Annotated in this window: 23 protein-coding genes; 7 read left to right on the top strand and 16 right to left on the bottom strand. The window is 68.3% G+C overall.

Annotated features, from left to right (window positions below; all coding sequences use genetic code 11):
* Positions 1-95: 95 nt before the first annotated feature.
* Positions 96-689, bottom strand: a complete 594-nt coding sequence (locus JNUCC0626_RS35005; RefSeq protein WP_394615006.1) for a DUF3558 domain-containing protein — start codon at positions 687-689, stop codon at positions 96-98.
* Between the two features lie 150 nt (positions 690-839).
* Here JNUCC0626_RS35005 and JNUCC0626_RS35000 point away from each other — a divergent pair, with 150 nt between their 5' ends.
* Complete coding sequence (locus JNUCC0626_RS35000; protein WP_394615005.1) at positions 840-3479, top strand: glycosyl hydrolase 2 galactose-binding domain-containing protein; 2640 nt, start codon at positions 840-842, stop codon at positions 3477-3479.
* On the opposite strand, the gene JNUCC0626_RS34995 is transcribed toward JNUCC0626_RS35000, so the two are convergent.
* From JNUCC0626_RS34995 to JNUCC0626_RS34985, 3 genes are read right to left on the bottom strand one after another with little or no spacing between them, the layout of a single operon-like run.
* Entirely contained in the window at positions 3476-5275 is a 1800-nt protein-coding gene (locus JNUCC0626_RS34995; RefSeq protein WP_394615004.1) for a glycoside hydrolase family 15 protein, read from the bottom strand. The two genes, JNUCC0626_RS35000 and JNUCC0626_RS34995, sit on opposite strands and share 4 nt — an antisense overlap.
* Positions 5276-5295: 20 nt before the next feature.
* The gene (locus tag JNUCC0626_RS34990; RefSeq protein ID WP_394615003.1) at positions 5296-7461 is read right to left on the bottom strand and encodes a putative bifunctional diguanylate cyclase/phosphodiesterase; all 2166 of its coding nucleotides are present in this window, start codon (positions 7459-7461) and stop codon (positions 5296-5298) included.
* 60 nt (positions 7462-7521) lie between these two features.
* The gene (locus JNUCC0626_RS34985) at positions 7522-8337 is read right to left on the bottom strand and encodes an SAM-dependent methyltransferase (protein ID WP_394615002.1); all 816 of its coding nucleotides are present in this window, start codon (positions 8335-8337) and stop codon (positions 7522-7524) included.
* 71 nt (positions 8338-8408) lie between these two features.
* Here JNUCC0626_RS34985 and JNUCC0626_RS34980 point away from each other — a divergent pair, with 71 nt between their 5' ends.
* Positions 8409-9275: a pentapeptide repeat-containing protein gene (locus JNUCC0626_RS34980; RefSeq protein WP_394615001.1), complete on the top strand. Its 867-nt coding sequence runs from the start codon at positions 8409-8411 to the stop codon at positions 9273-9275.
* A gap of 868 nt (positions 9276-10143) precedes the next feature.
* Here JNUCC0626_RS34980 and JNUCC0626_RS34975 read toward each other — a convergent pair.
* Positions 10144-11037, bottom strand: coding sequence for a LysR family transcriptional regulator (locus tag JNUCC0626_RS34975; protein WP_394615000.1), 894 nt, complete (start codon positions 11035-11037; stop codon positions 10144-10146).
* 78 nt (positions 11038-11115) lie between these two features.
* Between JNUCC0626_RS34975 and JNUCC0626_RS34970 the strand changes: the two genes are divergently transcribed.
* Both JNUCC0626_RS34970 and JNUCC0626_RS34965 read left to right on the top strand, forming a co-directional pair.
* The gene (locus tag JNUCC0626_RS34970; RefSeq protein WP_394614999.1) at positions 11116-11955 is read left to right on the top strand and encodes an aldo/keto reductase; all 840 of its coding nucleotides are present in this window, start codon (positions 11116-11118) and stop codon (positions 11953-11955) included.
* A gap of 42 nt (positions 11956-11997) precedes the next feature.
* Positions 11998-12792, top strand: coding sequence for a lysozyme (locus tag JNUCC0626_RS34965; RefSeq protein ID WP_394614998.1), 795 nt, complete (start codon positions 11998-12000; stop codon positions 12790-12792).
* 36 nt (positions 12793-12828) lie between these two features.
* On the opposite strand, the gene purL is transcribed toward JNUCC0626_RS34965, so the two are convergent.
* The 4 genes from purL to JNUCC0626_RS34945 all read right to left on the bottom strand — a co-directional run bounded on the left by purL (position 12829) and on the right by JNUCC0626_RS34945 (position 16761).
* Positions 12829-15081: a phosphoribosylformylglycinamidine synthase subunit PurL gene (gene purL / locus JNUCC0626_RS34960; RefSeq protein ID WP_394614997.1), complete on the bottom strand. Its 2253-nt coding sequence runs from the start codon at positions 15079-15081 to the stop codon at positions 12829-12831.
* A complete protein-coding gene (purQ, locus tag JNUCC0626_RS34955) occupies positions 15078-15749 on the bottom strand; it encodes a phosphoribosylformylglycinamidine synthase subunit PurQ (RefSeq protein ID WP_394614996.1) in 672 nt (223 codons plus the stop codon). The genes purL and purQ overlap by 4 nt, the downstream gene beginning before the upstream one ends.
* On the bottom strand, positions 15746-15985 hold the full coding sequence (purS, locus tag JNUCC0626_RS34950) for a phosphoribosylformylglycinamidine synthase subunit PurS (RefSeq protein WP_030465889.1): 240 nt from the start codon (positions 15983-15985) through the stop codon (positions 15746-15748). Before purS ends, purQ begins: the two co-directional genes overlap by 4 nt.
* A 233-nt stretch (positions 15986-16218) precedes the next feature.
* Entirely contained in the window at positions 16219-16761 is a 543-nt protein-coding gene (locus JNUCC0626_RS34945) for a hypothetical protein (RefSeq protein ID WP_394614995.1), read from the bottom strand.
* Between the two features lie 159 nt (positions 16762-16920).
* Between JNUCC0626_RS34945 and JNUCC0626_RS34940 the strand changes: the two genes are divergently transcribed.
* Complete coding sequence (locus tag JNUCC0626_RS34940; RefSeq protein ID WP_394614994.1) at positions 16921-17901, top strand: NAD-dependent epimerase/dehydratase family protein; 981 nt, start codon at positions 16921-16923, stop codon at positions 17899-17901.
* On the opposite strand, the gene JNUCC0626_RS34935 is transcribed toward JNUCC0626_RS34940, so the two are convergent.
* Positions 17885-18811 carry a trypsin-like serine peptidase gene (locus JNUCC0626_RS34935; protein WP_394614993.1) on the bottom strand — a complete coding sequence of 309 codons (927 nt, stop codon included), beginning with the start codon at positions 18809-18811 and terminating at the stop codon, positions 17885-17887. The genes JNUCC0626_RS34940 and JNUCC0626_RS34935 overlap by 17 nt on opposite strands.
* Positions 18812-19075: 264 nt before the next feature.
* Here JNUCC0626_RS34935 and JNUCC0626_RS34930 point away from each other — a divergent pair, with 264 nt between their 5' ends.
* Positions 19076-19699 (top strand): MBL fold metallo-hydrolase, encoded by a 624-nt coding sequence (locus JNUCC0626_RS34930; protein ID WP_394614992.1) that lies wholly within the window; start codon positions 19076-19078, stop codon positions 19697-19699.
* On the opposite strand, the gene JNUCC0626_RS34925 is transcribed toward JNUCC0626_RS34930, so the two are convergent.
* Both JNUCC0626_RS34925 and JNUCC0626_RS34920 read right to left on the bottom strand, forming a co-directional pair.
* Positions 19662-20312 carry a DUF2334 domain-containing protein gene (locus JNUCC0626_RS34925; protein ID WP_394614991.1) on the bottom strand — a complete coding sequence of 217 codons (651 nt, stop codon included), beginning with the start codon at positions 20310-20312 and terminating at the stop codon, positions 19662-19664. The genes JNUCC0626_RS34930 and JNUCC0626_RS34925 overlap by 38 nt on opposite strands.
* 210 nt (positions 20313-20522) lie before the next feature.
* Positions 20523-21398 carry a phosphoribosylaminoimidazolesuccinocarboxamide synthase gene (locus JNUCC0626_RS34920; protein ID WP_394614990.1) on the bottom strand — a complete coding sequence of 292 codons (876 nt, stop codon included), beginning with the start codon at positions 21396-21398 and terminating at the stop codon, positions 20523-20525.
* 86 nt (positions 21399-21484) lie between these two features.
* Here JNUCC0626_RS34920 and JNUCC0626_RS34915 point away from each other — a divergent pair, with 86 nt between their 5' ends.
* Positions 21485-21925, top strand: a complete 441-nt coding sequence (locus JNUCC0626_RS34915) for a hypothetical protein (RefSeq protein ID WP_394614989.1) — start codon at positions 21485-21487, stop codon at positions 21923-21925.
* A 10-nt stretch (positions 21926-21935) separates the two neighbouring features.
* Here JNUCC0626_RS34915 and JNUCC0626_RS34910 read toward each other — a convergent pair whose 3' ends face one another.
* The 4 genes from JNUCC0626_RS34910 to JNUCC0626_RS34895 are packed head-to-tail and all read right to left on the bottom strand — an operon-like array spanning position 21936 to position 25460.
* A complete protein-coding gene (locus JNUCC0626_RS34910) occupies positions 21936-22724 on the bottom strand; it encodes an MOSC domain-containing protein (protein WP_394614988.1) in 789 nt (262 codons plus the stop codon).
* Between the two features lie 2 nt (positions 22725-22726).
* On the bottom strand, positions 22727-24145 hold the full coding sequence (gene purB / locus JNUCC0626_RS34905) for an adenylosuccinate lyase (protein WP_394614987.1): 1419 nt from the start codon (positions 24143-24145) through the stop codon (positions 22727-22729).
* Positions 24146-24171: 26 nt separating this feature from the next.
* Positions 24172-24930, bottom strand: a complete 759-nt coding sequence (locus JNUCC0626_RS34900) for a hypothetical protein (protein WP_394614986.1) — start codon at positions 24928-24930, stop codon at positions 24172-24174.
* Complete coding sequence (locus JNUCC0626_RS34895; RefSeq protein WP_089918696.1) at positions 24927-25460, bottom strand: SigE family RNA polymerase sigma factor; 534 nt, start codon at positions 25458-25460, stop codon at positions 24927-24929. Before JNUCC0626_RS34895 ends, JNUCC0626_RS34900 begins: the two co-directional genes overlap by 4 nt.
* Positions 25461-25472: the final 12 nt, after the last annotated feature.

The raw sequence follows: 25472 nt of genomic DNA, 5'->3' as shown, positions 1-25472 counted from the left end.
GGAACGGGCCGTGTGTGCTTTTGGGACGACTTTAGCTCTGATGCATTACGCGGGTGACCGGTTCCCGGTACAAGGTGCGTAGATCTACTCAACTGTCATTTGGCCGCGAGCGCGGTGACGACAGCCCCCGCGAGTGCCTTGCCCCGCTCACACGCGCCATCCCTCGTCGCGGTCTGCTCGCCGAGCGCACCGAACGTGTCCACCAGCAGCAACTGGCCGTCGTTGGTGTCGACGTAGATCTCGCAGCCGCCCACGGATCCGGGCGAATCGGTCTGCGTGAGGTAGGCGGGGTAGCCCGCGACCTTCAACTCCGTGAGCTTCGACTCACCCGTCGTCCTCTTGAGCCGGTCCACACCACCGTTGAGCAGCGTGTGAACGGCGCCGAGGTACTTGCGGTCCACATAGCTCTGATTGCACCGCTTGCTCCCCTCCCCGTAATCGGGCAGCGGGGTACCCGCGTCGACGACGTTCAAACCCAGCGCCGTCTTCGTTTCCGGGGTGATGAGCGCGCACGGGTCGATCGTCTTCAGATCGACCGCCTTCGGCCTGTCCACCGGGGCCGTTCCGGCTGAAGTTCCGGTCGGCGGCGTCGCGGTGCCCGAGTCCGTCGCGGAAGGCTTCCCCGGTTCTGTCGAAGAACACCCGGTCAGGACCGCTGCCAGCAGGAACGGGACGGCAAGTCGACGCATGGCGGCCAAGCTATCGGATCACCGGGCACGGAGGGTGGCTAATGAGGTGGCCCGCGTCACCCGTAAGGCGCATTGCCGGTGACCTCGCCAAAAGGAAACCTTCTTTACGATACCCCGAAGCGCCGCCGCCCCGATGCGTCGAGGAGCGACATGCTGCGCAACCGACCACTACCGACTCTGGTCGTGGCGGCGGTGGGTCTGGCCTTGCTCGTGCCAGGTACCTCAGCCAACGCGGGCCCCGTGCCCGGCACGGGAGCGGCGCTCAAGGTGGCCGCCGCCCCAGGACAGACCTCCACCATCCCGGACTGGCGCATGCAGACGAGCGCCACCGCCACCCAGTCCGGCACCGTGATCTCCGGTCCCGGCTACTCCGACTCCGGCTGGCTGACGGTGCCCGCGCGGTCGACCGTCATGGCCGGCCTCATCGCCAACAACAAGTACGGCGACGTCAACTACTCGGAGAACCTGAAGAAGGCCAACGCAGGCGACTTCAAGGTGCCGTGGTGGTACCGCAAGGTCTTCCAGGCCGACCCGCAGCCGGGCGTGAACACGTTCCTCAAGCTCAACGGCGGCGTCATCGCGCGCGGTGAGGTGTGGCTGAACGGCACGAAGGTCGCCGGCACCGACACCGTCATCGGCGCGTACCCGACCCACGAGTTCAACGTCACCAGCCTGCTGCGCAAGGGCGACAACGCGATCGCGATCAAGGCGTCGCCGTCCGACCCGGCCAAGGACCTGGTGATCCACTTCATCGACTGGGCGCAGCTGCCGCCCGACCGCAACCAGGGCCTGTTCCGCGACGTCGACCTCGCGCAGAGCGGCGCGGTTTCCTTGCGGGGACTGCACGTCCTGTCCGATCTGCCGTTGCCGAACCTGAACACCGCGACCGTCACCGTGAAGGTCGACGCGCGCAACAACACCGGCAGCGCGGTCACCACGACCGTCTCCGGCAGCGCCGCGGGCCAGAACTACAGCCAGAACGTGAGCCTGGCCGCGAACGAGACCAAGACCGTCACGTTCCCGCTGACCGTCAGCAACCCGCAGATCTGGTGGCCGTACCAGATGGGCGCTCAGCCGCTGTACGAAGCGACTGCGGCCGCGACTGTTTCCGGTGCCGCGTCGGACGCGCAGAAGACGACGTTCGGCATCCGCGAGGTCACCTCGAAGATGATCAGCGGCAACATCCAGTACCAGATCAACGGCAAGCCGATCCTGATCCGCGGCGGCGGCTGGGCGTCGGACCTCTTCCTGCGCACCAACGTGCAGAAGATCGCCGACGAGATGCAGCTGACGAAGTCCATGGGGCTCAACACGATCCGGCTCGAGGGCAAGCCGGAGAACGACGAGATCTACGACATGGCCGACCGCATGGGCATCCTGCTCATGACCGGCTGGGAGTGCTGCTCGAAGTGGCAGAACACCGGCGGGTTCACCGAGGAGGACAAGCGCGTCGCGGGCGCGTCCGCCGAGGGCGAGGCCAAGCGGATCCGCAACCACCCCAGCGTGTTCACGTTCCTGATCGGCTCGGACGAGGCGCCCGTCGCCGCCGTCGAGAAGATCTACCTGGACGCCCTGAAGCGCGCCGACTGGCAGACGCCGATCGTGACCGCGGCCGCGCGCCGCAGCTCCCCGCAGCTCGGTGACTCGGGCATGAAGATGGACGGCCCGTACTGGTGGGAGCCGCCGGTCTATTGGTACAACAACCAAAAGGGCGGCAGCGCGGGCTTCGCGTCGGAGATCGGCCCCGGCCTCGCGATCCCGGAGATGGACGAGCTCAAGAAGTTCCTCAGCCAGGGCGAGATCAACAAGCTGACGGACTACAACGCGCAGCAGTACCACCTGTCGCCGTCCGGCAACTTCAGCAAGATCGGCTTCTGGGGCACCGCGCTCGACAACCGCTACGGCAAGCCGTCGAACGTCGAGGACTTCGTGCGCAAGGCCCAGCTCCAGCAGTACGAGACGAACCGCGCGCAGTTCGAGGCGTTCGGCCGCGACTTCTCCGACACCGGCGCGAACCAGGCGCAGGGCGTCATCTACTGGATGCAGAACGACCCGTGGCCCAAGCTCTTCTGGCACCTCTACAACTACAACCTCGCCACGGCGGGTTCGTACTTCGGTGCCAAGACGGCGAACAAGGCCCTGCACGCCCAGTACTCCTACGACGACAAGTCGCTCGCCGTGGTGAACATGGGCCTGGAAGCCAAGCAGGGCCTCCAGTTGCAGGTCACCGTCTTCAACTCCGACGGCACGCAGAAGGCGAACGAGACGCGTTCGGTTCCTGCCAAGGCCAACGGGTCCGTGCGGGTCGGGAACCTGCCGCAGCCGTCCGGGCTGTCGACGGCGTACTTCGTCCGGTTGCTGCTCAAGGACTCCAGCGGTGCCGTGGTCGACCGCAACGTGTACTGGCTGTCCACCAAGGCGGACACGCTGAACTACAACGCCGGCGACTGGTGGTACACGCCGCAGGCCCAGTACACGGACCTGAAGTCGTTGAGCTCGTTGAAGGCCGGTCAGGTGTCGGTGTCCACGACGACCACGCCGGGTACCGACGGCAAGCAGGCCACTTCGGTGACGATTCGCAACACCGGCACGTCGGTGGCGTTCTTCCTGCGGGCGTCGTTGCGCAAGGGGCAGGGCGGGCCCGAGGTGCTGCCCGCCGACTGGTCGGACAACTACATCACGCTGTTCCCCGGTGAGACGCAGACGATCCGGGCGGAGTACCGGACGGCTGACCTCGGCGGCGCACAGCCGGTGGTCGAGGTGTCCGGCCACAACGTGTCGAAGCGTTAGCTGCCGTAACGGGTCGCTACGACGTCGGGCCGTTCCACGGGACGGCCCGCGTCGAGCGACCACGCCAGCCGCACGTACTGCGCGTGCGTCCAGGCGAGTGGGGTGGCCGCCTGAGTGCCGCGGCCCTCCCACACCTGCTCCGGCAACATCAGGCCGCTGTTCGCGGTGGCGGCGATCTCCCGCAGTCGTTGCGCGGCAATGCCTTTCTGACCGGCGAGCAGCTCGTACTCGCCGCGTTCACCGGTCAGCAACAGCCACAGCCTGCCGTAGGTACGGGTCGGCGTGGTCCAGTTGATGCCCCACGGCCTGCCGTCCGCCGTCTCGCCGTACCCGTCCTGCGTGAACCTGTGCCAGTAGCCCTGTTCCTTCAGCTGCTGGTCAACGACTCGCACGGTGTTGCGGATGACGGGGTCGTCGGCGCGCTTGACGCCGAGTCGAGCCAGTTCGAGGAAACTCGGGTCGACGACCGTGCGCTGGTCGATGTCGGTCGGGTTGTTGTCGCCGAGGTTGTACCTGGTCGCCGCGTCCGGGTTGCCGTCCTTGGTGAGCCGCAGGTAGTACGGCTTCGGCTCGTACGGGCCGGTCTTCGTCGCGGTCCAGCCCTCGACGCGTTGCTGCCAGGTGTCGGCGGCTTGCAGGTACCTGTCGGCGTTCTCGCCGGTGCGCTGCAACAGATCCGCGAAGCACACAAGTCCCGCGATCGTCGACGCGATGGTGGCGGGCGAGTAGCCGTCCTGGTTCTCCCAGCGCTCCTGTTCGCTGAACGGCGCGTTCGGGTAGCTCAGCAGATAGTCGGCCGAACGGCGCAGCGAGTCCATTGTGGACTTGTCCTGCCGGTCGAGGTGCCAGGCCAGCAGCAACGGCGCCGCGACCTGGTCGAGCTGGACCTTCAACCACACCGGGGTGCCGTCGACCCGCGTGTTCTGCGGCAGGTGACCGTCCGGCTGTTGTTGCTTCTGCAGCATGAAGTCCAGCGAGCGTTCGGCGAACCCGCGGTCTCCGGCCGCGATCATGGCCGTGGAGACGTGGTAGAGGTCGCGCGGCCAGACCAGCGCGTACGGCCCCAGCTCGGGCGCCAGTTCGCGGTCGGTCCCGAAGGCCCACGGAAAACTCGGCGACGCGATCGACGCTCCGGGGTGGGTCTTGTCCTCGGTCGCGGCCAGCACCATGACGGACATGTCGTAGAGGCGCCGGTCGGCGGACTTCGGCCTGCGAAGCCCGTCGAGATACGTGTGCCAGCCCTGCGCGTACTCCTTCGCCGCGGCCCTGAAGCCCTTCTGCAACGCCGCTTCGGCGACGCCTTCGCCGAAGCCGATCGCGAACGTGCCGCGGGCGCGCCGGACCGGTTCGGTGGGCAACGTGCCGGCCACAGAGCTGCCGGCCTTCATCGGGACGTGGTCGATCGAAACGCGGACCGGGCGTTGTGCCTTGAGGTCGACGTCCGCGAGCACGGCCGCGCGCTGCGGATCGGTGACGTAGGTGATCTCGGCCTGCCAGCCGTCGCCGCGCACCCGTTGCCGGAACGTCAGCGACCTGTCGTCAGCGGGCTCGGTGTACGCCCTGCCCGGTTTCCCGTCCACCAGCAGCCGCGTCTCGCGGGTCGCCGGGGTGCTCAGGTCGGGGTGGAAGATCTCGGAAAGCCCCTGGTGGCCGAGGGTGAACCAGACGGGGCTCGACGCCGACCTGGCCGTGCCGAACGCCTGTTTGTCCGCGGGCAACGGGACCACCTCGGCGGAGGCTCGGGCGATCGGGGCCGACATGACGAGCAGGAGCGCGACCAGGGCCAGGGGCTTCATGCCGCCTGGGGTTCCCCGGGCTAGAGATCACCACGCAGCAGGCTGTCGATGTTCTCCGGCGGCCCCGGCCGGGCGAAGAACCAGCCCTGGCCCGTGTCGCATCCCAGCCGCAGCAACCGCGCGGCCTGCGCCGGCGTCTCCACACCCTCGGCCGTGACCCCCAACGACAGGGCGTGCGCGAGCTGCACCAGCGTCGCCACGATTTGCGCGTCCACCGGGTCTTCCTCGTTCTCGGCCCGCAGCCCCTCCATGAACGAGCCGGCGATCTTCAGCTCGTGCACGGGCAGGTGCTTCAGGTAGGCCAGGTTCGAGTAGCCGGTGCCGAAGTCGTCGATCGCGATGCGCACACCCATGTCGCACAACGCCCGCAGCGCTTCCAGGGGTTCGTCGGCGGTGCCCATGATCGCCGACTCGGTGAGTTCCAGCTGCAGGTGGTGCGGGGGCAGCGCGCACTCGTCGAGGATCTGCTTGACGTCGCGCACGAGTTCGGGGTCGCGGGACTGGCGCACGGCCAGGTTCACCGACACGAACGGCGCGGCGTCGCCGAACTCCTCCAGCCAGCGGCGGGCTTCCTCGCAGGCCTTGCGCAGCACCCACCGTCCCAAGGGGACGATCAGGCCGGTCTCCTCGGCCAGTTCGATGAACCGGTCAGGGGCGAGGCGGCCGAACTCCGGGTGCTGCCAGCGCACCAACGCTTCGACACCCGTCACGGTCGAGTCTTCGAGGCGCACCAGCGGTTGGTACTCGACGTAGAACTCGCCGCGTTCCAACGCGCGCGGCATCGTGGCCGACAGCGTGAAGCGGGCGACCTCCTTGGCGTTGCGCTCCGGGTCGTACAACGCCCAGCGCGCCTTGCCGTCGGCCTTGGCCCAGTACAGCGTGATGTCGGCGTCGCGCATGAGGTCCGCGGACGTCGTGCCGGACAGTTGGCGTTCGACGATGCCGATCGACGCCGACACGGACAGCTCGTGGCCCGCGATGCGGATCGGTGCTTCGAGTTCGGTGAGCACGCGGTCGGCCACGTCGACGATGTCCTGCTCGCCGGTCGAGCCCTCGACGAGGATCACGAACTCGTCGCCGCCCATGCGCGCGACCAGCTTGCCCTCGCCGGACACCGAGTGGTCCAGGCGGCGGCCGACCTCGACCAGCAGCTGATCGCCCGTGTCGTGGCCCAGCGAGTCGTTGATGACCTTGAAGCCGTCCAGGTCGAGGTAGCAGAGGCCGGCCCGCACGTGCTTGGCGCGGTTGTTGAAGACGCGGCCGAGGCGTTCGAGGAACAGCGCGCGGTTGGGCAGGCCGGTCAGCGGGTCGTGCAACGCCTGGTAGCGCAGGCGGTTCTGCAGCAGGTGTCGATCGGTGACGTCCTCGATCATCGCGACCTGGTACTGCGGCTCGCCGTGGTCGTCGCGGACCAGCGACAACGTCAGGTGCGTCCACACCTGCTCGCCGTCGGCCCGGTGGAACCGCTTCTCGGCGCGGTAGTGGTCGCACTCGCCCGCGATCAGCTGGTCGTAGAGCCGCCACACGCTGCCCGCGTCCTCGGGGTGCATGAGGTCGCGGACGTTGTACTGGCGCATCTCGTCGACGCTGAAGCCGAGCATGTCCTGCAACGCCTGGTTGACGTCCAGGATCCGGCCGTCGATGTCCGCGATGCCGATGCCGATCGCGGCCTCGGTGAACATGGCGCGGAACCGGGCCTCGGACGCGCGCAGCATCGACTCGGCCTGGTCGCGGGCGTCCAGCACGGCGGCCCTGATGGCCTCCTGCTCGGCCAGCGTCCGTTCCCGCAACGCGCGGGCGTACCCGGCGGCCAGCGCGCCCTGCAGGGCGGCGAGCCGGGACTGCAGCCGGTCGTCACCGGGGAAGCCCAGCTCGACCAGCAGGTCGTCGCCGAGCAGCTGGACCGTGCGGCCCAGGGTGTCGGTGCCGGTGAAGTGCGCGTCGACCAGCCGGGAGCCGATCTCGTAGCCCGGCGCGGTGCGGAACGGACTCGCGAACAGGGCCTCGACCAGCATCTCGGTGAGGTCCTGGAGGTGCTGCGCGACCTCGGCCCTGGTCATCGGCACGTAACTCGACCCGATCACGGCCGTGGCCCAGCTGCGCGCGAACGAACCCGCACCGGCCAGTACGGCCGGGCTCAGTCCTGAGCGATCCTCACGCACCCGGTGGTCAACCCGATCGGTCATCTTCTCGGCCCTAACGCCACGAACGCGCAGCATACGGTCGGTTGCCGTCCGCAGTCATCTCTACGTCTTCCGGCCTATCGCGGCGAACCCCGGAAAACGCTTCCCGGACTCCTCGACGTCGGCGGGCGACTCCGGCCGCCAGGCGGGCACGCGCGCCACACCGGGCTCTACCAGGTCAAACCCCTTGAACAGGCTGGTGAACTCTGCCTGGTTGCGGAACGACATCTGCGTGACGTTCCGGTCGTAAATCCGGCGGGCCTGCACGGACGCGTCCGACTCGATGTCCGATTCGTCGTACCCGGCGTGCGAGACGGCCAGGAAACCGCCGGGCGAGAGCCGGTCGCGATAGCCGCCGACGATGCCCCAGGGATCGTCCTCGTCCGACACGAAGTGCAAGAGCGCGATCATCAGCACCGCGACCGGTTCGTCGAAGTCGAGCTGCTTGTCGACCTCGTCCGAGGCCAGCACACCCGTCCAGTCGCGCACGTCCGCCTGGAGCACGCTGACGTGGTCGTTGCCGTCCAGCAGCGACCGGCTGTGCGCGACGGCGACGGGATCGATGTCGACGTACACGACCTTGGCGCCGGGGTCGGTGGTCTGCGCGATCTCGTGCACGTTGCCGACGGTCGGAATGCCGGACCCGAGGTCGAGGAACTGCCGCACGCCCTGCGCGAGCAGGTAGCGCACGGCCCGGCGCAGGAACGCGCGGTGGTTCAGCACCACCCCGCGCAGCTCGGGCATGGTCTCGAGGGTCTTCTGGGCGACGGCGCGGTCTGCGGCGAAGTTGTGCGCGCCACCGAGCCAGTAGTCGTACACGCGCGCGACGCTCGGACGTTCCAGGTCGATGTCCCCCGGCGCCCAGTTCGGCCGCTCCACTCGCTCACCCCACCCGAGTTCGAACCGTTCCAGCCCATCATGCACCCGCCTCTTGGCAGAATGCGGACCTCGTGAGGAAAAGTTTGCTGCTGTCGACCATTCTCGCGTCCATCGGCGCGTTTCTGCTGGTCGGCGGCGCGCTGCTGCTCGTGGACCCCGGCGCGCCGAAGCACGAGGCGATCAAGACGGGCGGCCTCGCGGGCGGTGCGATCGTCGCGTTGTACGCGCTCTGGCTGAACGACCGGCGCCGCAAGGTCGAGGAAGCGCGGCAGGAGTTGGAGAGCCAGCGCATCGACCACGACCGCTCACGGGTGGCCGACGAACGCTTCGCGCGCGCCGTCGAACTGCTCGGCCACGAGACGGCGCAGGTGCGGGTGGGCGCGATGCACGCGCTGGCGGGCCTCGCGAAGTCCCGCGCCGACTACACGCAGACCGTCCTCGACATCCTCTGCGCGTACCTGCGGCAGCCGTACCGGAAGGCTGCGGGCGATCCCGAGGAGATCGAGTTGGAGGTCCGGCTCACCTCGCAGCGGTTGATCGAGGACCTGCTGCCGCGGCTGGAGGAGAAGAACCCGCCGATCTACGACCTCAACCTCACCAAGGCGCACCTGGAGTTCATGGACCTGTCGTACCGGCAGGTCGGCGACCTCTACATGCGGGTCGCGCACTTCGAGGACTCCAACTCGTTCCACCACATGAAGGTCCACGGCCACTTCTACGTGACCGAGGCGACCATGACCGGGCGGTTCCACATGCACCACACCGAGGTCGTCGGACGCGGCTGGTTCAGCCGGTTCAAGGCGGGCGGGCTCGCGATCTTCACCGAGACGAAGTTCCTCGGGGAGACCAAGTTCGCGAACTCCGAGTGGGCTGAGGTGAAGGCGGACGGCTGTACGTTCGCGGTCGAAGCCGATCTTCCTGAGGCGTGGAGGAACTGACGTGAAGTGGCTGTTCGCGGTTCTTTCCGCAGCCGTGGTGACCGCCGCGACAGCGGTGCTGCTGCACCTGCTCAAGGCACCGGCGGTGGAGATCGTGAAGACCGCCGGCGTCGCGGGTGGTGCCATCGTCGCGCTCTACGCGTTGTACCTCAACGACCGCAAGCACTTCCTCGAGAGCGAGAAGGTGGCGGACGAACGGTTCGCGCGATCCGTCGAGCTGCTCGGCAACGAGGCGGACCAGGTGCGGGTGGGCGCGATGCACGCACTGGCGTGGCTCGCGAAGTCCACGCCCCGGTACCGGCAGACCGTGCTCGACGTGCTGTGCGCCTATCTCCGCAGGCCGTTCGACTACCCGCCGCACGAGCGCAATCCCGAGGACCCCGACCAGGACTTCGGCGACGTGGACGAGGACAAGCGGCTGGAACACCAGGTCCGCCTGACCGCGCAACGCCTGATCAAGGACACCCTGTCGTGGGGCAAGAAGCGCAGGCACGTGCACTACGACCTCGACCTGACCGGTGCCGTCCTGGAGTACTTCTCACTGGACGGCAGGCACGTCAACCGGTTCGTGGCGCGGCGGGCTCAGTTCTACGGCATCACGAACCTGCGCAACGTCCACGTCCAGAGCGTCACGCTGTTCTCCGGCGGCACGTTCCACGGCCGGTTGCAGATGGAGAACGGCCGGTTCCCCGGCGGGATCTCGTTCCAGGAGACCACCTTCGCCCGCGAGGTCCAGCTGAGCGGTGACCTCGGCGACTCCGAGGTGGGCCGGTTCTTCCACCCGTCGCCGGCACCACCCGCCGACCAGTGCGGCTCGTTGAAGGTGCTGGAGGGAACCGAGTTCCGGCAGTCCGCGACCGGGTGGCGGCTAACCGGCGCTGAGGAGGCGGCCCGACTTGGCCTCCAGCGTCATCTCGAGGAGAACGCTCGCCGCCGCGCCGACCGCGTGGGTGGTGACGACGACGGTCTCCGCCCCGGGAACGTTCCCGCGCAGGCCGACGAAGTGCGCGCGGTCGGTCTTGAGGGCGAAGGACTGCGGGACTAGCGCGACGCCCAGCCCGAAGATCACGAAGTCGAGCAGCGAGTGCACGTCGTTGACCTCGACGGCGACGTGCCGGTCGATCCCGGCGGCGGCGAGCGTGCGGTCGACCTGGTCGCGCGTGCCCCAGTCCGGGTTGAAGTCCACGAAGGACTGACCGGCCAGGTCCTCCAGCGCGACGGACTCCCTGCCCGCGAACGGGCTTTCCGGCGCGCACGCGAGCACCAGCGGCTCACTGGCCAAAGTGGACACCCGCAGGTCGTCGGCGATCTTCGGCTGGCGGGTGACGAACGCGAGGTCGAGCCTGCCCGCGCGGACCTCCTCGACCAGGTCGGCGTTGCCGGACTGGCGCATCCGGAGCTCCACGGCCGGGTGAAGTTCGTGGAAGCGCGCGAGGACGGCCGGCAGGTGCACGACGTGCAGGCACTGGAGGCTGCCGACGGACAACGTGCCGCGCAGCAGCCCTTGCACGGCGGCGACGGCGTCCTTGGCCGCGGAGATGCTGGCCAGGGCGCGTCTCGCCTCCGGCAGCAACGCCCGTCCGGCCTGGGTCAGCTCGACCTGGCGGGTGGTGCGCAGGAACAGCGGCGCGCCGAGTTCGACCTCCAACGCCCGGATCGACGCCGAAAGCCCTGACTGGGCGACGTGCATCCGGCGTGCGGCCCTGGTGAAGTGGCTTTCTTCAGCGACCGCGAGGAAGTACTCCAGCTGCCTGAGTTCCACGATTCATCACCCTGAGTGCTCAATGAGATCACTTCTCTGCGTTGGACAGCTTAATCGCCAGGGTCCAGAGTGGAGAGCATGCAGAAGCGTCGCATCGGAGAAGTGGAAGTCAGCGCCATCGGCCTGGGCGGCATGCCCATCTCCGTCGAGGGGAGGCCGGAGCGCTCGCAGGCGATCGAGACCATCCACGCCGCACTGGACGCGGGCGTGACGTTCATCGACACCGCCGACGCCTACTCGCTGGACGACTCGGACTTCGGGCACAACGAGGAGCTCATCGCCGAGGGGCTGCGCGGCCGTTCGGAAGAGGTGTTCGTCGCGACCAAGGGCGGGCACACGCGCGTCGCCGGCGGTGGCTGGGCGCTCGACGGGCGGCCCGAGTACCTGCGCAAGGCCGTCGACGGGTCGTTGCGGCGGCTCGGCGTGGACCAGATCTTCCTGTACCAGTTCCACCGGCCGGACCCGAAGACGCCGATCGCCGAGTCGGTCGGGGCGCTGAAGGAACTGCTGGACAACGGCAAGATCCGCTACGCCGGTGTCTCGAACTTCAACCCGGACGAGATCGTGCTGGCCAACGACATCCTCGGCGGGCGGCTCGCGGCGGTGCAGAACCAGTTCTCGCCGTTGTTCCGATCGAGCGAACCCGAGCTGGAGCTCTGCGCGAAGCTCGGCATCGCGTTCCTGCCGTGGAGCCCGTTCGGCGGGATCGGCAAGGCGGGGTCGCTCAGCGGTCCGTTCAAGGAGGTCGGGGACGCCCACGGCGTCAGCGCTCACCAGGTCTGTCTCGCGTGGATGCTCGCGAAGTCGGAAGTGGTAGTCCCCATTCCGGGTGCTTCTCGCCCGGCGAGCATCCAGGATTCGGCCGCGGCCACCCACCTGGAGTTGACCGCCGAGGAACTGTCCCGCCTGGACGGGTGACCCCGGTAGCAAATTGCGACAAATGGTCGCACGATCTAGTCCATGCGGACCTTGATCAGCATCGTGGCGATCGTCGCCGGCATGACGCCGGCACCCGCGTCCGCGGCGCCCTTGCCCGAGGGCTCCGCGGACCACACTGCGGGCTCCCAGATCCTCAAGCACGAAGGTACGGGCGACCTTCGTTCGGCGTCGGAATCACCGCCCACCGAGGGCAAGGTGCCCGGCATGGACGTCAGCAGTCACCAGGGTGACGTCGACTGGAAGTCCTCTTGGGACAAAGGCGCGCGGTTCTCGTACGTGAAGGCGACCGAGGGCGTCCACTACCGGAACCCGAAGTTCACCCAGCAGTACAACGGTTCCTTCAACATCGGCATGATCCGCGGCGCCTACCACTTCGCACTGCCGGACCGGGCGAGCGGCGAGGCGCAGGCGAACTTCTTCGTCGACAACGGCGGCGGGTGGTCACCCGATGGCAGGACGCTGCCGCCTGCGCTGGACATGGAGTACAACCCGTACGGCGACACTTGCTACAACATGAGCCAGGCCGCCATGACCACGTGGGTGCGGGCGTTCAGCGACACGGTCTACGCGCGCACGAAACGTCATCCGGCGATCTACACGTCCACCAGCTGGTGGAACAAGTGCGTCGGCGGCTCGTACAAGTTCGGCGACGACAACCCGTTGTGGGTCGCGCACTACAACTCGAAGCTCGGGCCGTTGCCGGTGGGCTTCGACTTCCACACGATCTGGCAGTGGCAGGCGGAAGGGCTCTTCCCTGGTGACCAGAACCTGTTCAACGGCAGGTTCGAGCAGCTGCAACGGATCGCTTCGAGCTGATCGGGGCCCCACGTGCTGGGGCCCCTTCAGCGTCTTCTAGCCGAAGAGTGCCGGGAGGGTGCCCTCCCAGGCCTCGCGCAGCTCGTCGAGCGGGAGTTCGCCGAGGCTCTGGATCTCCAGGGCCTTCGACTCCGGGTCGACGACACCGACCTTGCGCCACGGCAGGCGGCGCGCGGTGCACATGTCGACGAAGCGCTGCTCCTCCGTGCGCGGCACGGCGACCAGGACGCGTCCGGCGGACTCGCTGAACAGCTCGGTGAACAGGTCGCCCTGCAGGAACACCCGCGCGCCGACCTCGCCGATCAGGCAGGTCTCGACCAACGCCTGGGCGAGACCGCCCTCGGCCAGGTCGTGGGCGGCGCTGACCATGCCGTCCCGCGAGCCCGCGACGAGCACCTGCGCGAGCAGCTTCTCGCGTTGCAGATCGACCTTCGGCGGCAGTCCGCCCAGGTGGCCGTGGACGTGGTGCGCCCACTCCGAGCCGCCGAACTCCTCGTGCGTCTCGCCGAGCAGCAGCAACGTCTCGCCGGCCTCGGCGCCGATCCCGGTGGGGATGCGGCGGCGCACGTCGTCGATCACGCCGAGCACGCCCACGACCGGCGTCGGCAGGATCGCCGTGGTGCCGGTCTGGTTGTAGAAGCTGACGTTGCCGCCGGTCACCGGGATGCCGAGCTCCGCGCAGCCGTCCGCGAGCCCCTTCACGGCCTGCTCGAACTGCCACATGACCGCCGGGTCCTCCGGCGAGCCGAAGTTGAGGCAGTTGGTGACGGCGACGGGCGTGGCGCCGGTGGTGGCGACGTTGCGGTAGGCCTCGGCCAGCGCCAGCTTCGCGCCCTCGTACGGGTCGAGCTTGGTGTAGCGGCCGTTGCAGTCCGTGGAGAGCGCGACGCCGCGGCCGGTCTCCTCGTCGATGCGGATCATGCCGCTGTCGCTCGGCTGCGCGAGGACCGTGCCGCCGCGGACGTACCGGTCGTACTGCTGCGTGACCCACTTCTTGGAGGCCAGGTTGGGGCTGGCCGCCATGATCTTGATGAGTTCCAGCAGGTCGTCCGGCCTGGGCAGGCCGTCCGGCGTGTTCGCCTGGAGTTCGTCCTGGTCAGCCGGGCGTTCGATGGGACGCTCGTAGACCGGGCCCTCGTGCGCGACCGTGCGCGGAGGCACGTCGACGACGACCTCGTCGTGGTACGTGATGACCAGGCGGTCGCCTTCCGTCACCTCGCCGATCTCGGTGGCGATGACGTCCCACTTGGCGCAGACCTGCAGGAACGCCTCGACGTTGCCCGGCTCGACGACCGCGCACATGCGTTCCTGCGACTCGCTGGACAGGATCTCGGCCGGGGTCATGTTCTTCGCCCGCAGCGGGACGCGGTCCAGGTAGACGTGCATGCCGCCGTCGCCAGCGGACGCCAGCTCACTCGTGGCGCAGGACAGGCCCGCGCCGCCGAGGTCCTGGATGCCGACGACGAGGCCCTGGTCGAAGAGCTCCAGGGAGCACTCGATCAGCACCTTCTCCGTGAACGGGTCGCCGACCTGCACGGACGGCAGCTTCTTGCGCTTGCCGGCCGTGTCGTCGAACGTCTCGCTGGCGAGGACGCTGACGCCACCGATGCCGTCGAGGCCCGTGCGCGCGCCGTAGAGGATGACCTTGTTGCCGGTGCCTGACGCGTGCGCGAGGTGCAGGTCCTTCTTGCGCATGGCCCCGACGCACAGGGCGTTGACCAGCGGGTTGCACTGGTAAGACGCGTCGAACACGACCTCGCCGCCGATGTTGGGCAGCCCCAGGCAGTTCCCGTAGCCGCCGACACCCGCGACGATCCCGGGCAGCACGCGCTTGGTGTCCTCGGCGTCCGGGCTGCCGAACCGCAACGGGTCCATGACGGCGAGCGGCCGCGCACCCATGGCGAGGATGTCCCGGACGATGCCGCCCACGCCCGTCGCGGCGCCCTGGTAGGGCTCGACGTACGACGGGTGGTTGTGGCTCTCGACCTTGAACGTGACGGCCCAGCCGTCACCGACGTCGACCACGCCGGCGTTCTCGCCGATGCCCGCCAGCATCTTGCTGCGCATCTCGTCCGTGGTGGTCTCACCGAAGTACTTCAGGTGCACCTTGGACGACTTGTACGAGCAGTGCTCGCTCCACATGACCGAGTACATGGCGAGCTCGGCGTCCGTTGGGCGCCTTTGGAGGATTTCCTTGATGCGCGCGTACTCGTCGTCCTTCAGGCCCAGCTCTTTGTAGGGCTGCTCCTGGTCAGGCGTCGCTTCCGCGTTCTTGACGGTGTCGATCACGCGTTCACCACCGTGTCCAGCAGGGACAGGAACATGCCGAGGCCGTCGTCCGTCGGTCCGGTCAGCGCGTCGATGGCGTGCTCGGGGTGCGGCATGAGGCCGACGACGTTGCCCTTGGCGTTCGAGATGCCCGCGATGTCGTTCCGGCTGCCGTTGGGGTTCTCGCCCACGTACCGGAAGACGATCCTGCCGTCGCCTTCGAGTTCGTCGAGTGTCTTTTGGTCGGCCTGGTAGCTGCCCTCGCCGGACTTCAGCGGCACGAGGATCTCGGCGTTCTCGTCGTACCTCGTGGTCCAGGCCGTGGTGTTGTTCTCGACCTTGAGCCACTGGTCGCGGCACACGAAGTGCAGCTTTTCGTTGCGGGTCAACGCGCCGGGCAGCAGATGGGCCTCGGCGAGGACCTGGAAACCGTTGCAGATGCCCAGAACCGGCATCCCCTTGTTCGCCGCCTCGACCACTTCCTGCATGACGGGCGCGAACCGCGCGATGGCCCCGGCCCGCAGGTAGTCGCCGTAGGAGAACCCGCCGGGCACGATCACGGCATCGACGTTCTTGAGGTCGCGGTCGGCGTGCCAGAGGGGGACGGCTTCCCCGTCGGCGTACTTCACGGCCCGCTGGGCGTCCACGTCGTCGAGCGTGCCGGGGAAGGTGATGACACCGACCCTCATGCCTCGACCCTGCGCACGGTCCAGTCCTCGATCACGGGGTTGGCGAGGAAGGTCTCGGCGATCTTGGCGAGCGTGGCGTCGTCGACGTCGTCGGCGACCTCCAGCTCGAAGTGCTTGCCCTGGCGGACGGCGGTGATGCCGTCGAAGCCGAGACGAGGCAGCGCGTTCGCCACCGCCTGGCCTTGGGGGTCGAGGATTTCGGGCTTCGGCATGACGTCGACGACGACTCGGGCCACGACAGACTGCTCCTGAGGTTCGGAGAGGGGCTGGCGGTACCTCGGGAGCCTACCTGACCTGGGAGTTCATCCTCCCGACACGTGTTCGGGGGCACATCGTCACCGCTCCACCTTCGGGTGAATGACCTTGCCTCGGAGGGACCGTTTGGTAACCTGGTCTCAGCTTCGGCCCGTAAGCCGGAGAAGTGAGCACGGTGCCCGTCCGGACGGTCGGCCGCCGTGCTTCGCGCTTTCTAGGGCTTCCTCGTGTCGACGACGTTGCCGATCAACGGCTGGGCGCGGCGCAACCAGTCGTCACCCGCGCCGTAACACCACGCGACGATGTCAGGGATCCACAACAACGGATCGCCCTCGCTGGGCAGGTGCTCGTAGACCAACCCGGTGCCCCGCGCGTACTTGCCGAGGCTGGTCCTGATCGTCAGGAGGTCGTGCTCGTCGCGAGCCTCACGGCTGTCGAGCACGAGACGCCCAGCGCCCAGGTCGAGCAGGTTTCCGGTCAACCGGGCGACACACGCCTGCCGCGCTCGCTCTTCTCCCTTCCGGCAGCAAGCCAGGTAGAGGTCGACCTGGACCGGAGTGCGGACCAATGCCGACAAGATCTGCTTGCGCCGAGCAGGGGTCTCCTTCTTGAAGTGGAGCTCGCGTTGATTGGGCATGCGCAGCCCGTTGAGCAGCTTGCGGAGTCTGGTCAGCTCGCGTGGCGGAACCACAGCAGCAGCAGCCAGCAGGTACGTGTTGTTTCGCCGTGACTCGTCGACGAAGGCGTGCAGACTCACGGAACGTCCATCGGCACGCCGCGGGCACCCCCGAACAGGAGTTCTCCGACTCCAACCGATCGGGTCCGAACGACTCCGGATTGGACCTATTCCAACGAGCTATTTCGCCGAAAGCGAGACCACTGGCAGCCCGGCCCGATCGGACGGATGCTGGGGATCATGAAGATCCTCGTGCTCGGCGGAACCGTGTTCCTCAGCAAGGCCATCACGGCGGAGGCCGTCCGCCGTGGTCACGAAGTGTTCTGCGCTGCCCGCGGCGCGTCCGGCGGCGTGCCGGAGGGCGCCACGCTGGTCCAGGTCGACCGGGACCGGCCCGGCGCGTTCGAGCAGTTGGCCAACGAGCAGTTCGACGCCGTCATCGACGTGTCGAAGTACTCGGTGAACTGGGTCAGGGACGCCATCGAGGCGTTCGGCGGGACGACGCCGCACTGGACGTTCGTGTCCAGCATCTCCGTCTACGCCGATCACGGCACGGGCAGCGACGAACTCCTGCCCGCACTCGAGGACGACCCGAACGAGGAGTTCACGTCCGAGCGGTACGGCGGCATCAAGGTGGCCAGCGAGAACGCCGTGCGGGAGGCGATGGCCGGGCGCGAGTTCATCGTGCGCGCTGGGCTCATCACCGGGCCCGACGACCCGAGCGACCGGTTCGGGTACTGGCCCGCGCGGATGGCGCGCGGCGGGCGGGTGGTCGTGCCGGACAGTCCTGACCTGGGTTTTCAGCACATCGACGCGCGGGACCTGGCTCAGTGGATCGTGTTCGCGGCCGAGGAGCGGGTCACCGGGACGTACGACTCGACCGGGCCGGTCATGCCGTTCCAGATGGCCATCGGGGAGATCGCCGGGGCGACGGCGCCGCCTGGGACGCAGTTCGTGCCGGTCAGCGAGAGCGTGTTGAAGGAGTTGAAGATCAATCCTTGGGCCGGGCCCAGGTCGTTGCCGCTGTGGTTGCCTGCCGCGTGGGCCAAGATGGTCGGCCGGGACGTGAGCAACGCGCTGGCCAACGGCCTGCGCACCAGGCCGTTGGCCGAGACCGCGCTCGACTCGCTGGAGTACGAGCGCGGCCTCGGGTTGGATCGGACCCGGCACGCCGGGCTCACTCAGGAAGAAGAGCAGGAAATCCTCACAGCAGTGAGTTGATCTGCGCGGCGACGAGGTCGATGCGCACGCCCTGGTTCGGGCAGCCGCCGAAGTGGTGGAGTCCGATCACCTTGTGCGTGCGCCTCGACAGCACGGGTGAGCCGGACGAACCGCCTTCGGTGTCGCACATGTAGCTGATGTCGGACTGCGACGAGCTGCCGTTGACGCGTACGGCACGCACGACGCAGTAGCCGCCGCCGTTGTTGTTGTCGCGCAACGACAACTTCTTCAGCTTCCCGGCCGGGTGGCCGACGATGTACATCTCTTCGCCCACGGCCGGGACGCGCGCGTCCAGCTCGAGGTAGCCGAACGAGCTGATGGCCGCGAAGTTGTTCACGGTGAAGAGGGTGTAGTCCAACGCGGCGCTGTACTTCAGCACCGACGCCGCCAGCACCTTGGTGACGGTGGCCGTGGCCGTGCCGCCGCAGGTCGGGCACTGGTAGTTGAACCACACCTCGATGCCGCTGGTGCTCGTGAAGCAGTGTTCGTTGGTCAGCATGCGGTTGTTGGGGCCGACGCGCCACGCCGTGCACAGCGAACTGCCGTTGCGCAGCAGCTTCGCCACGGACGCGGTCTTGCCCCACTCGGTCGGGTTGCTGGACTGGTAGCAGACGGCGTCCTTGTAGTCGTTCGTGCCGCAGATGCTCTGCACGGACGGCTGCGACGACATCTCGGACTCGGTGTAGCCACGCGTCAGCTTGTCGATCCGGACGCGCGACAGCGGGTTCGTCACCGAGACGACCGCACGATCCCCGGTGATCGACATGGCCCAGAAGCCGGATGCGTCGACCGTGGCCGTAAGCGATGCCTTGAGATCTCTCGTGTACGTGTACTTCTCGGTGCCGTCAGGGTTCGACACCGTGAGCACGTCACCGGGCAGGATCCGCAGGTCCGTGAAATGCAGCTTCACGTATCCGGAGCCCGGTCGTTCGATCGTCGTCGAACGATTCGCGCCACCCACGCGGACTGAGACGTTTTCCTCAGTTCCGATTTCCTGCGTCTGCGGCGAAGAAGCCTGCGCAGGTGTAGAGGTGGTGGTAGCAGGGACGATGGTCGTCATCGGCAGGGCCAGTGCCAGTGCCGTGAGGAGTTGCAGGGTTTTCCTCATGCCTTTCGATACTTCCGACGTCACCTGGTCGTGTCAGCCCGCCAAACGTCGGTAATGGAGGATTTCGTGAAACTTGTCCATTTCGGTCATGCCTGCGTCCTTCTCGACAACGGAACGACGCGCGTCCTGATCGATCCCGGGGCGTTCTCGGCGGGCTTCGAGGACCTCACCGACCTCGACGCCGTCATGGTCACGCACCAGCACGCCGACCACCTCGATGAGCAACGGCTGCCGGCGCTGCTGAAGGCCAACCCGCAGGCGCAGCTGATCGTGGACGAGGGCAGCGCGCCGAAGGTCGAGAACCCGACCGTCGCCCGGCCGGGTGACGTGCTCAAGGTCGGCAACGTCTCCGTGAAGGTCGTCAACGGCACGCACGCGACGATCCACCCGGACATCCCCGTCATCCCGAACGCCGGGTACGTGTTCGACGACGGCGCGTTCTACCACCCCGGCGACGCGTTGTTCGTGCCCGACGAGGACGTCGACGTGCTCGCGTTGCCGGCCATGGCGCCGTGGATGCGCGTCAGCGAGACGATCGACTTCCTGCGCACGGTCAAGCCGCGGGTCGCCGTGCCGATCCACGAGAAGCTGCTCGCGAACCCCGGGTTCGTCTACAACATCATCACGAACCTGAAGCCCGAGGGCTCCGAACTCAGGCCGCTGACGCCAGGCGAGGCGACGGCAGTCTGACGTAGGTGGTCGGCGCGGCGTCGTGGGCGAGTGCGATGTCCACGGCGTCGAGCACGGCCTGGCGCGCACCCGGCCGGTGCAGGTCGCGGGCGTCGACGGTGATCCGGGTCAGCCCACCACGGCGCGCGGACCGGGCCGTCGCGTACACCAGCGCCAACGACCTCAGCTCGCCGAAGCTGCTGCGTTCGGTCAGCGCGTGCAGGCGGCCCAACGTCGCGAGCCCGCTGCCCACCTCGCGGACGGCGTGCGCGTCGGCGCAGCGCTGGAACTTGTGCTTGGCCAGCGCGAGCAACGTCCCGGGCGAGGCCACGCACCGCCGCGGCGCGAACGTGTCGGCGGCGAGCCCGATCGCGTCCAACTGCAACCGCGCACCCGTCAACAGCAACCCGGCTTCATAGGCCGGCAGCCGCCGTTGGCCGAGGCCGTGCAGCACGACCGCATCGCCCAGCGCGGCTCGCTGCCGCACCCATTCCTGCGCCTTGCCGAGCTCGCGAGGGACCACGAGCAGCGACAACGGCACGCGCCGCGGCGTCAGGGCCGCAGCGAGATCAGCGCATCGGTCGAGTGTCTGCGGACCGATGCCGGACAGAGAGACCACGAGCTGTGAGTGCACCTGATGAGTGCGCCATGCCGTGGTGACATCCGCGTGAAAGCCCAGTGGCGTGGTTCGTAACGTTGCCGGGTGATTCGCGGTCAGACGGGCGCATCGCGGTGCCACCCCCGCGCCCTCGTACTGGTTGTACGGGGGCGCGGGGGTGGTGCCGTGAGGTGTCCTGCTGAGCGTGAATCACCCCGCAACGTTCCGGGCCACGCCGCTGAGAACTCAGGCGAGCCAGTCTGCGAAAGACCGGCCAGTAAGGCGTTCGTACGCCTCGATGTACCGCGCACGAGTCGCCTCGACGACGTCGGCGGGCAGCGGAGGCGGCGGCACGTCCGACTTGCGGTCCCAGCCGGAAGCCTCGGACGTCAGCCAGTCGCGCACGAACTGCTTGTCGAACGACGGCTGCACGCGGCCGGGCTCGTAGCCCTCGGCCGGCCAGTAGCGCGACGAGTCCGGCGTGAAGACCTCGTCCGCGAGGATCAGCTCACCCGAGCCGTCCAGTCCGAACTCGAACTTCGTGTCGGCGAGGATCAGGCCCCGCGTCAACGCGTACGCGCGCGCCTCGCTGTACAGCTCGATCGTGCGGTCACGCAGCTTGGACGCCAGCTCGACGCCGTGCTTCGCGGCGATGACGTCGAACGACACGTTCTCGTCGTGCGCGCCGATCTCGGCCTTCGACGCGGGCGTGAAGATCGGCGGGTCCAGCTCGGACGCCTCGACGAGGCCGGCCGGCAGCTCGATCCCGCACACCGCGCCGGTCGCCGTGTAGTCGGCCATGCCGGAGCCCGTCAGGTACCCGCGCGCCACGCACTCGACGTCGACCATCTGCAGCTTGCGCACCAGCAGCGCCCGGCCGCGGACCTCGGCGGGGATGCGCGGGTCGTCGAACGCCACCAGGTGGTTCGGGGCGAGCCGCTCGAACCAGAACACGCTCATCGCGGTCAGCACGCGCCCCTTGTCGGGGATCTCCGAGCTGAGGATGTGGTCATACGCGGAGATGCGGTCGGACGCGACGAACAGCAGCAGCTCGTCGTCCACGTCGTACAGATCGCGAACCTTGCCGCGGGCGACGTGCTGGTAGTCAGCGAGCGTAGGCACGGCCTGAGCCTACGGGCCAGGTTCCAGGAAGCACGAACAGGCCCTCACCACTACAGATCAAGGCAAAAGAAGCTTAAGGTGCACCCGTGCTCACAAGAAAGGCCTTGTGGATCCCAGCTTTGGCCAGTGCTGCTCTGCTGATCGTGCTGGGTGTGGCCGGGTGGAGCTTCGACTCCAGCCCCATTTCGTCTCCTGCTCCTGGCGGCTCGCTGAACTCCAGCGCGCCCCAGGCCGTGAGCATCGTGCCGACCCCTGACGTCGCCGACATCACGGTCAAGACATCGTCGTCATCACCCGCGCCGACGACCACGCCCAAGACGACCCGGCAACAGCCGCCGCCGGTCCAGGCCCCGCCGCCCGCGCAGCAGACGACGACCCCGGAACCGCCCCCGCAGCAGGGGTTGCTGGTCAACGAGGGCGCGCGCTGCGACCCCGAGAACGCCAAGGGCATCGGCCTGCTCGGCGAGAACCTGGTGTGCCGCAAGGATCCTCAGCGCGGCGACCGGCTGCGCTGGCAGAAGGCCTAGTGGCGCGGCTCTAGTCGGCCCACTCCAGCACGTCGACCTTGTCGCCCACCGAGATGGTGCCGGTGCCGACCACGGCCGCCTTCATCCCGAAGGTCACGCCACCGTCCGGATCGCGCCGGTACGTGGCGAGCGTCCTGGTCGGCTCAGGGCCGTCGCGCAGCCCCGTCTCCTGGTCGACCATCGGCACCGCGCAGCGCACGCAGTCCTTGGCGTAGCCCAGTTCCACGTCCCCGATCACCGCCCGCCGCACGCGGTCCTCCGTATGCGGTTCGGGCCAGCCGGACACGACCACGTTGGGGCGGAAGCGGTTCATCGGCACGGGCTCGCCGCCGCGTTCCAGGATGCGCGCGTTCAGGCCGTCCAATGAGGACAGCGAGATCATCAGCAACGCGTGCGCGTCCGCGTACCCGACGACGCCCGTCGTCTGGCCGACGGACTCGCGGTGCAGGTCAGGCGGTGTCCGCACGAGCCGCACGGACTTGCCGAGCGCGTCCGAGAACGCCTGCGCGGCCTCGTCGCCCTGGTCGATCCCGGTGCCCTGCCACTTGTGCACGGTCACCGGCACCCGCGGTCCGTCGGCGACGATCGGGAACGACTGTCCACCGTGGAACAACGCCTCATCCGCGAGGTGCGGCCGCAGGGCCGCCATCGCGGGAACCTTGCGCTGGGACAGGAACATCCCGTTCTCGTCGACCAGCATCATCGTCCGGTCGCCGCGCAACCCGGTCGGGTCCACGGCCGAGGAGGCGACGGAGTACCCGCCGCACCCCTTGACCGGGTAGACGACCAGGTCGGACACGATCACAGGATCGGCTCGGGCTCGTAGGCCGGGTACTTGTCGACGACCGCCGCGACCTGCTCGACAATGGCCGCGACCTGCGCCGACGCCACGCCGGTGAACGACAGGCGGTCTGCCAGCAGCGCTTCGAGGGCGGCCTTGTCGAGCGGCAGGCGGTCGTCCGCGCCGAGGCGGTCCAGCAGGTCGTTCCCGGCGAGGCCCTGCTCCCGCATCGCGAGCGCGACGGCCACCGCGTTCTCCTTGATGGCCTCGTGCGCGGTCTCCCGGCCCACACCCGCGCGCACGGCCGCCATCAGCACCTTCGTCGTGCCGAGGAACGGCAGGTAGCGGTCCAGCTCACGGGCGACGACGGCCGGGTACGCGCCGAACTCGTCGAGGACGGTCAGGAACGTCTCCAGCAGGCCGTCGAACGCGAAGAACGCGTCGGGCAGCGCGACCCGGCGGACGACCGAGCACGACACGTCGCCCTCGTTCCACTGGTCGCCCGCGAGTTCGCCGACCATCGACAGGTAGCCGCGCAGGATCACCGCGAAGCCGTTGACGCGTTCGCACGAGCGGGTGTTCATCTTGTGCGGCATCGCGCTGGAGCCGACCTGGCCGGGCTTGAAGCCCTCGGTGACGAGCTCGTGGCCCGCCATCAGCCGGATGGTCTTCGCGACCGACGACGGCGCGGCGGCGAGCTGCACGAGCGTCGAGACGACGTCGAAGTCGAGCGAGCGCGGGTAGACCTGGCCGACGGACGTGAGCACGCGCTCGAAGCCGAGGTGGCCCGCGACCGTGCGCTCCAGCTCCGCGAGCTTCTCCGGCGTGCCGAGCAGGTCGAGCATGTCCTGGGCGGTGCCGACCGGGCCCTTGATGCCGCGCAACGGGTAGCGCGCGATCAGTTCGTCGAGGCGGGAGAACGCGACCAGCAGCTCGTCGGCCCCCGTCGCGAACCGCTTGCCGAGCGTCGTGGCCTGCGCGGCGACGTTGTGCGAACGGCCGGCCATGACGAGGTCGCCGTGCTCGGCGGCGAGGCGCGCGAGGCGGCCGAGCACGGCGGCGACCTTGGAGCGGATCAGTTCGAGCGACCGCAGCACCTGCAGCTGCTCGACGTTCTCGGTCAGGTCGCGCGAGGTCATTCCCTTGTGGACCTGCTCGTGGCCCGCGAGAGCGTTGAACTCCTCGATGCGCGCCTTCACGTCGTGCCGGGTGACGCGCTCGCGTGCCGCGATCGACTCGAGGTCGACCTGCTCCAGCACGCGCTCGTAGTCCGCGACCGCCGTGGCCGGGACGTCGATGCCCGCGGCCGCCTGGGCCTTCAGCACGGCGAGCCAGAGCTGGCGCTCCAGCACGATCTTGTGCTCGGCGGACCACAGCGTCGCGAGCGACGTGGAGGCGTACCGACCTGCGAGGACGTTGGCGATGCGGGGCTTCGTCACGTCCTTGAGATTAGTGCACCCGGCCGTCACTCCCAGGCGATGCTCGGCTCCGAGACCAGGTCTGTGAGCACGCCCACGCGCACCGGCACTGTCGCCCGCATGCCGAGGCCGTTCGAGGGGTTGACCGCGTACGAGGAGATCCGGACGATGACTCCGCTCTCGTACTTGCGGGCGACCTCGGCCTGCTGGACCTCGTTCGTCCCCTGCAGGTACTCCGCCTCGGTGACGACCGAACCGTCCTTTTGCTGCAGTTCACGGCAGTAGGACGCGCCGCTGCAGAAGGTGTTCAGGTTGAAGTTGTCCCTGGTGACCGACACGCGCAGGGCCGTCGGGCCGATGTCGTCGGTGAAGTACACGTAGCCGGAGAAGTCCCTGTCGCTCGACGACCACTGCGGTGGCGGCTCGATGGCGTTGATCGGGTAGGGGTTGCGGCCTGGACCGAACGACGAGTAGAGCTCCTTGAAGTTCCGCATCCGGGAGCTGAGGTTCGCGACCAGCAGGTCGCCGATGCGCTCCGCCTTCTTCTGCGTGTTCTGGGACGGGGCAGTCGACGCGCTCGCCGGGGTGTCCGTGGCGAGTTGCGCGTTCTGGTCGCGCGGCAGCAGGCCGGGCAGCGAGAACGACACGACGGCGATCATCGCCGTAGCCACGCCCACAGCGACCAGGGCTCGTCGTCGACTTTTTTTCTGCTCCACCCGCCTGATCAGGGTGTCGGGGTCGAAGTCGAGCGGCGGCTCGTCCCAGACGGCCAGCAGCATTCCCTCGCGGATCTCCTGCTCACTCACGACGCGACCCTCCCCGAACTGTTGTCGAGCTTCTCGACGATGGTGCGCAGCGTGGCGAGACCGCGCGCCGTCTGGCTCTTGACCGTGCCCTCGGTGCACCCCATGGCCACCGCCACCTCGGCGACCGACAGGTCCTCGAAGTACCGCAGCACGAGCACCGCCCGTTGCCGCGGCGGGACCTGGAGCAACGCGGTGTGCACCAGCTCACGCGCCCACAACTTCGCACTCGTCGTGTCGGGGTCCACAGTGGCGTCGGCGGCGTCGGGCAGCTCCCCGTCGCGCTGCTCGGCTCTGCGCCACGGCCTGCGCTTCTCGTCCAGCCAGGTGCGCAGCAGCACCTTGCGGGCGTAGGCGATCAGGTTGTCGAGATCCTTGATCCGCTTCCAGGCGAGGTACATCTTCATGAGGCTCGACTGCATCAGGTCTTCCGCTGTGTGCCAGTCGCCACAGAAGAGGTACGCAGTACGTCGCAAAGACGCGGCATTGGCTGCCGCGAATTCGCGAAAGCCCTGTTCGTCGGCCTTGCGCATGCGTTCCCCTCT

Source organism: Lentzea sp. JNUCC 0626, assembly GCF_043632865.1.
In the GTDB taxonomy this organism is placed as follows: Bacteria; Actinomycetota; Actinomycetes; order Mycobacteriales; family Pseudonocardiaceae; genus Lentzea.
The sequence above is the reverse complement of the archived record's forward strand: the minus strand, read 5'-3'. Positions and strand labels throughout refer to the sequence as shown.

Coding starts and splice junctions, on each gene's coding strand:
- JNUCC0626_RS35005 (WP_394615006.1), bottom strand. CDS start 689: ATGCGTCGACTTGCCGTCCCGTTCCTGCTGGCAGCGGTCCTGACCGGG.
- JNUCC0626_RS35000 (WP_394615005.1), top strand. CDS start 840: ATGCTGCGCAACCGACCACTACCGACTCTGGTCGTGGCGGCGGTGGGT.
- JNUCC0626_RS34995 (WP_394615004.1), bottom strand. CDS start 5,275: ATGAAGCCCCTGGCCCTGGTCGCGCTCCTGCTCGTCATGTCGGCCCCG.
- JNUCC0626_RS34990 (WP_394615003.1), bottom strand. CDS start 7,461: ATGACCGATCGGGTTGACCACCGGGTGCGTGAGGATCGCTCAGGACTG.
- JNUCC0626_RS34970 (WP_394614999.1), top strand. CDS start 11,116: ATGCAGAAGCGTCGCATCGGAGAAGTGGAAGTCAGCGCCATCGGCCTG.
- JNUCC0626_RS34965 (WP_394614998.1), top strand. CDS start 11,998: ATGCGGACCTTGATCAGCATCGTGGCGATCGTCGCCGGCATGACGCCG.
- purQ (WP_394614996.1), bottom strand. CDS start 15,749: ATGAGGGTCGGTGTCATCACCTTCCCCGGCACGCTCGACGACGTGGAC.
- JNUCC0626_RS34940 (WP_394614994.1), top strand. CDS start 16,921: ATGAAGATCCTCGTGCTCGGCGGAACCGTGTTCCTCAGCAAGGCCATC.
- JNUCC0626_RS34895 (WP_089918696.1), bottom strand. CDS start 25,460: ATGCGCAAGGCCGACGAACAGGGCTTTCGCGAATTCGCGGCAGCCAAT.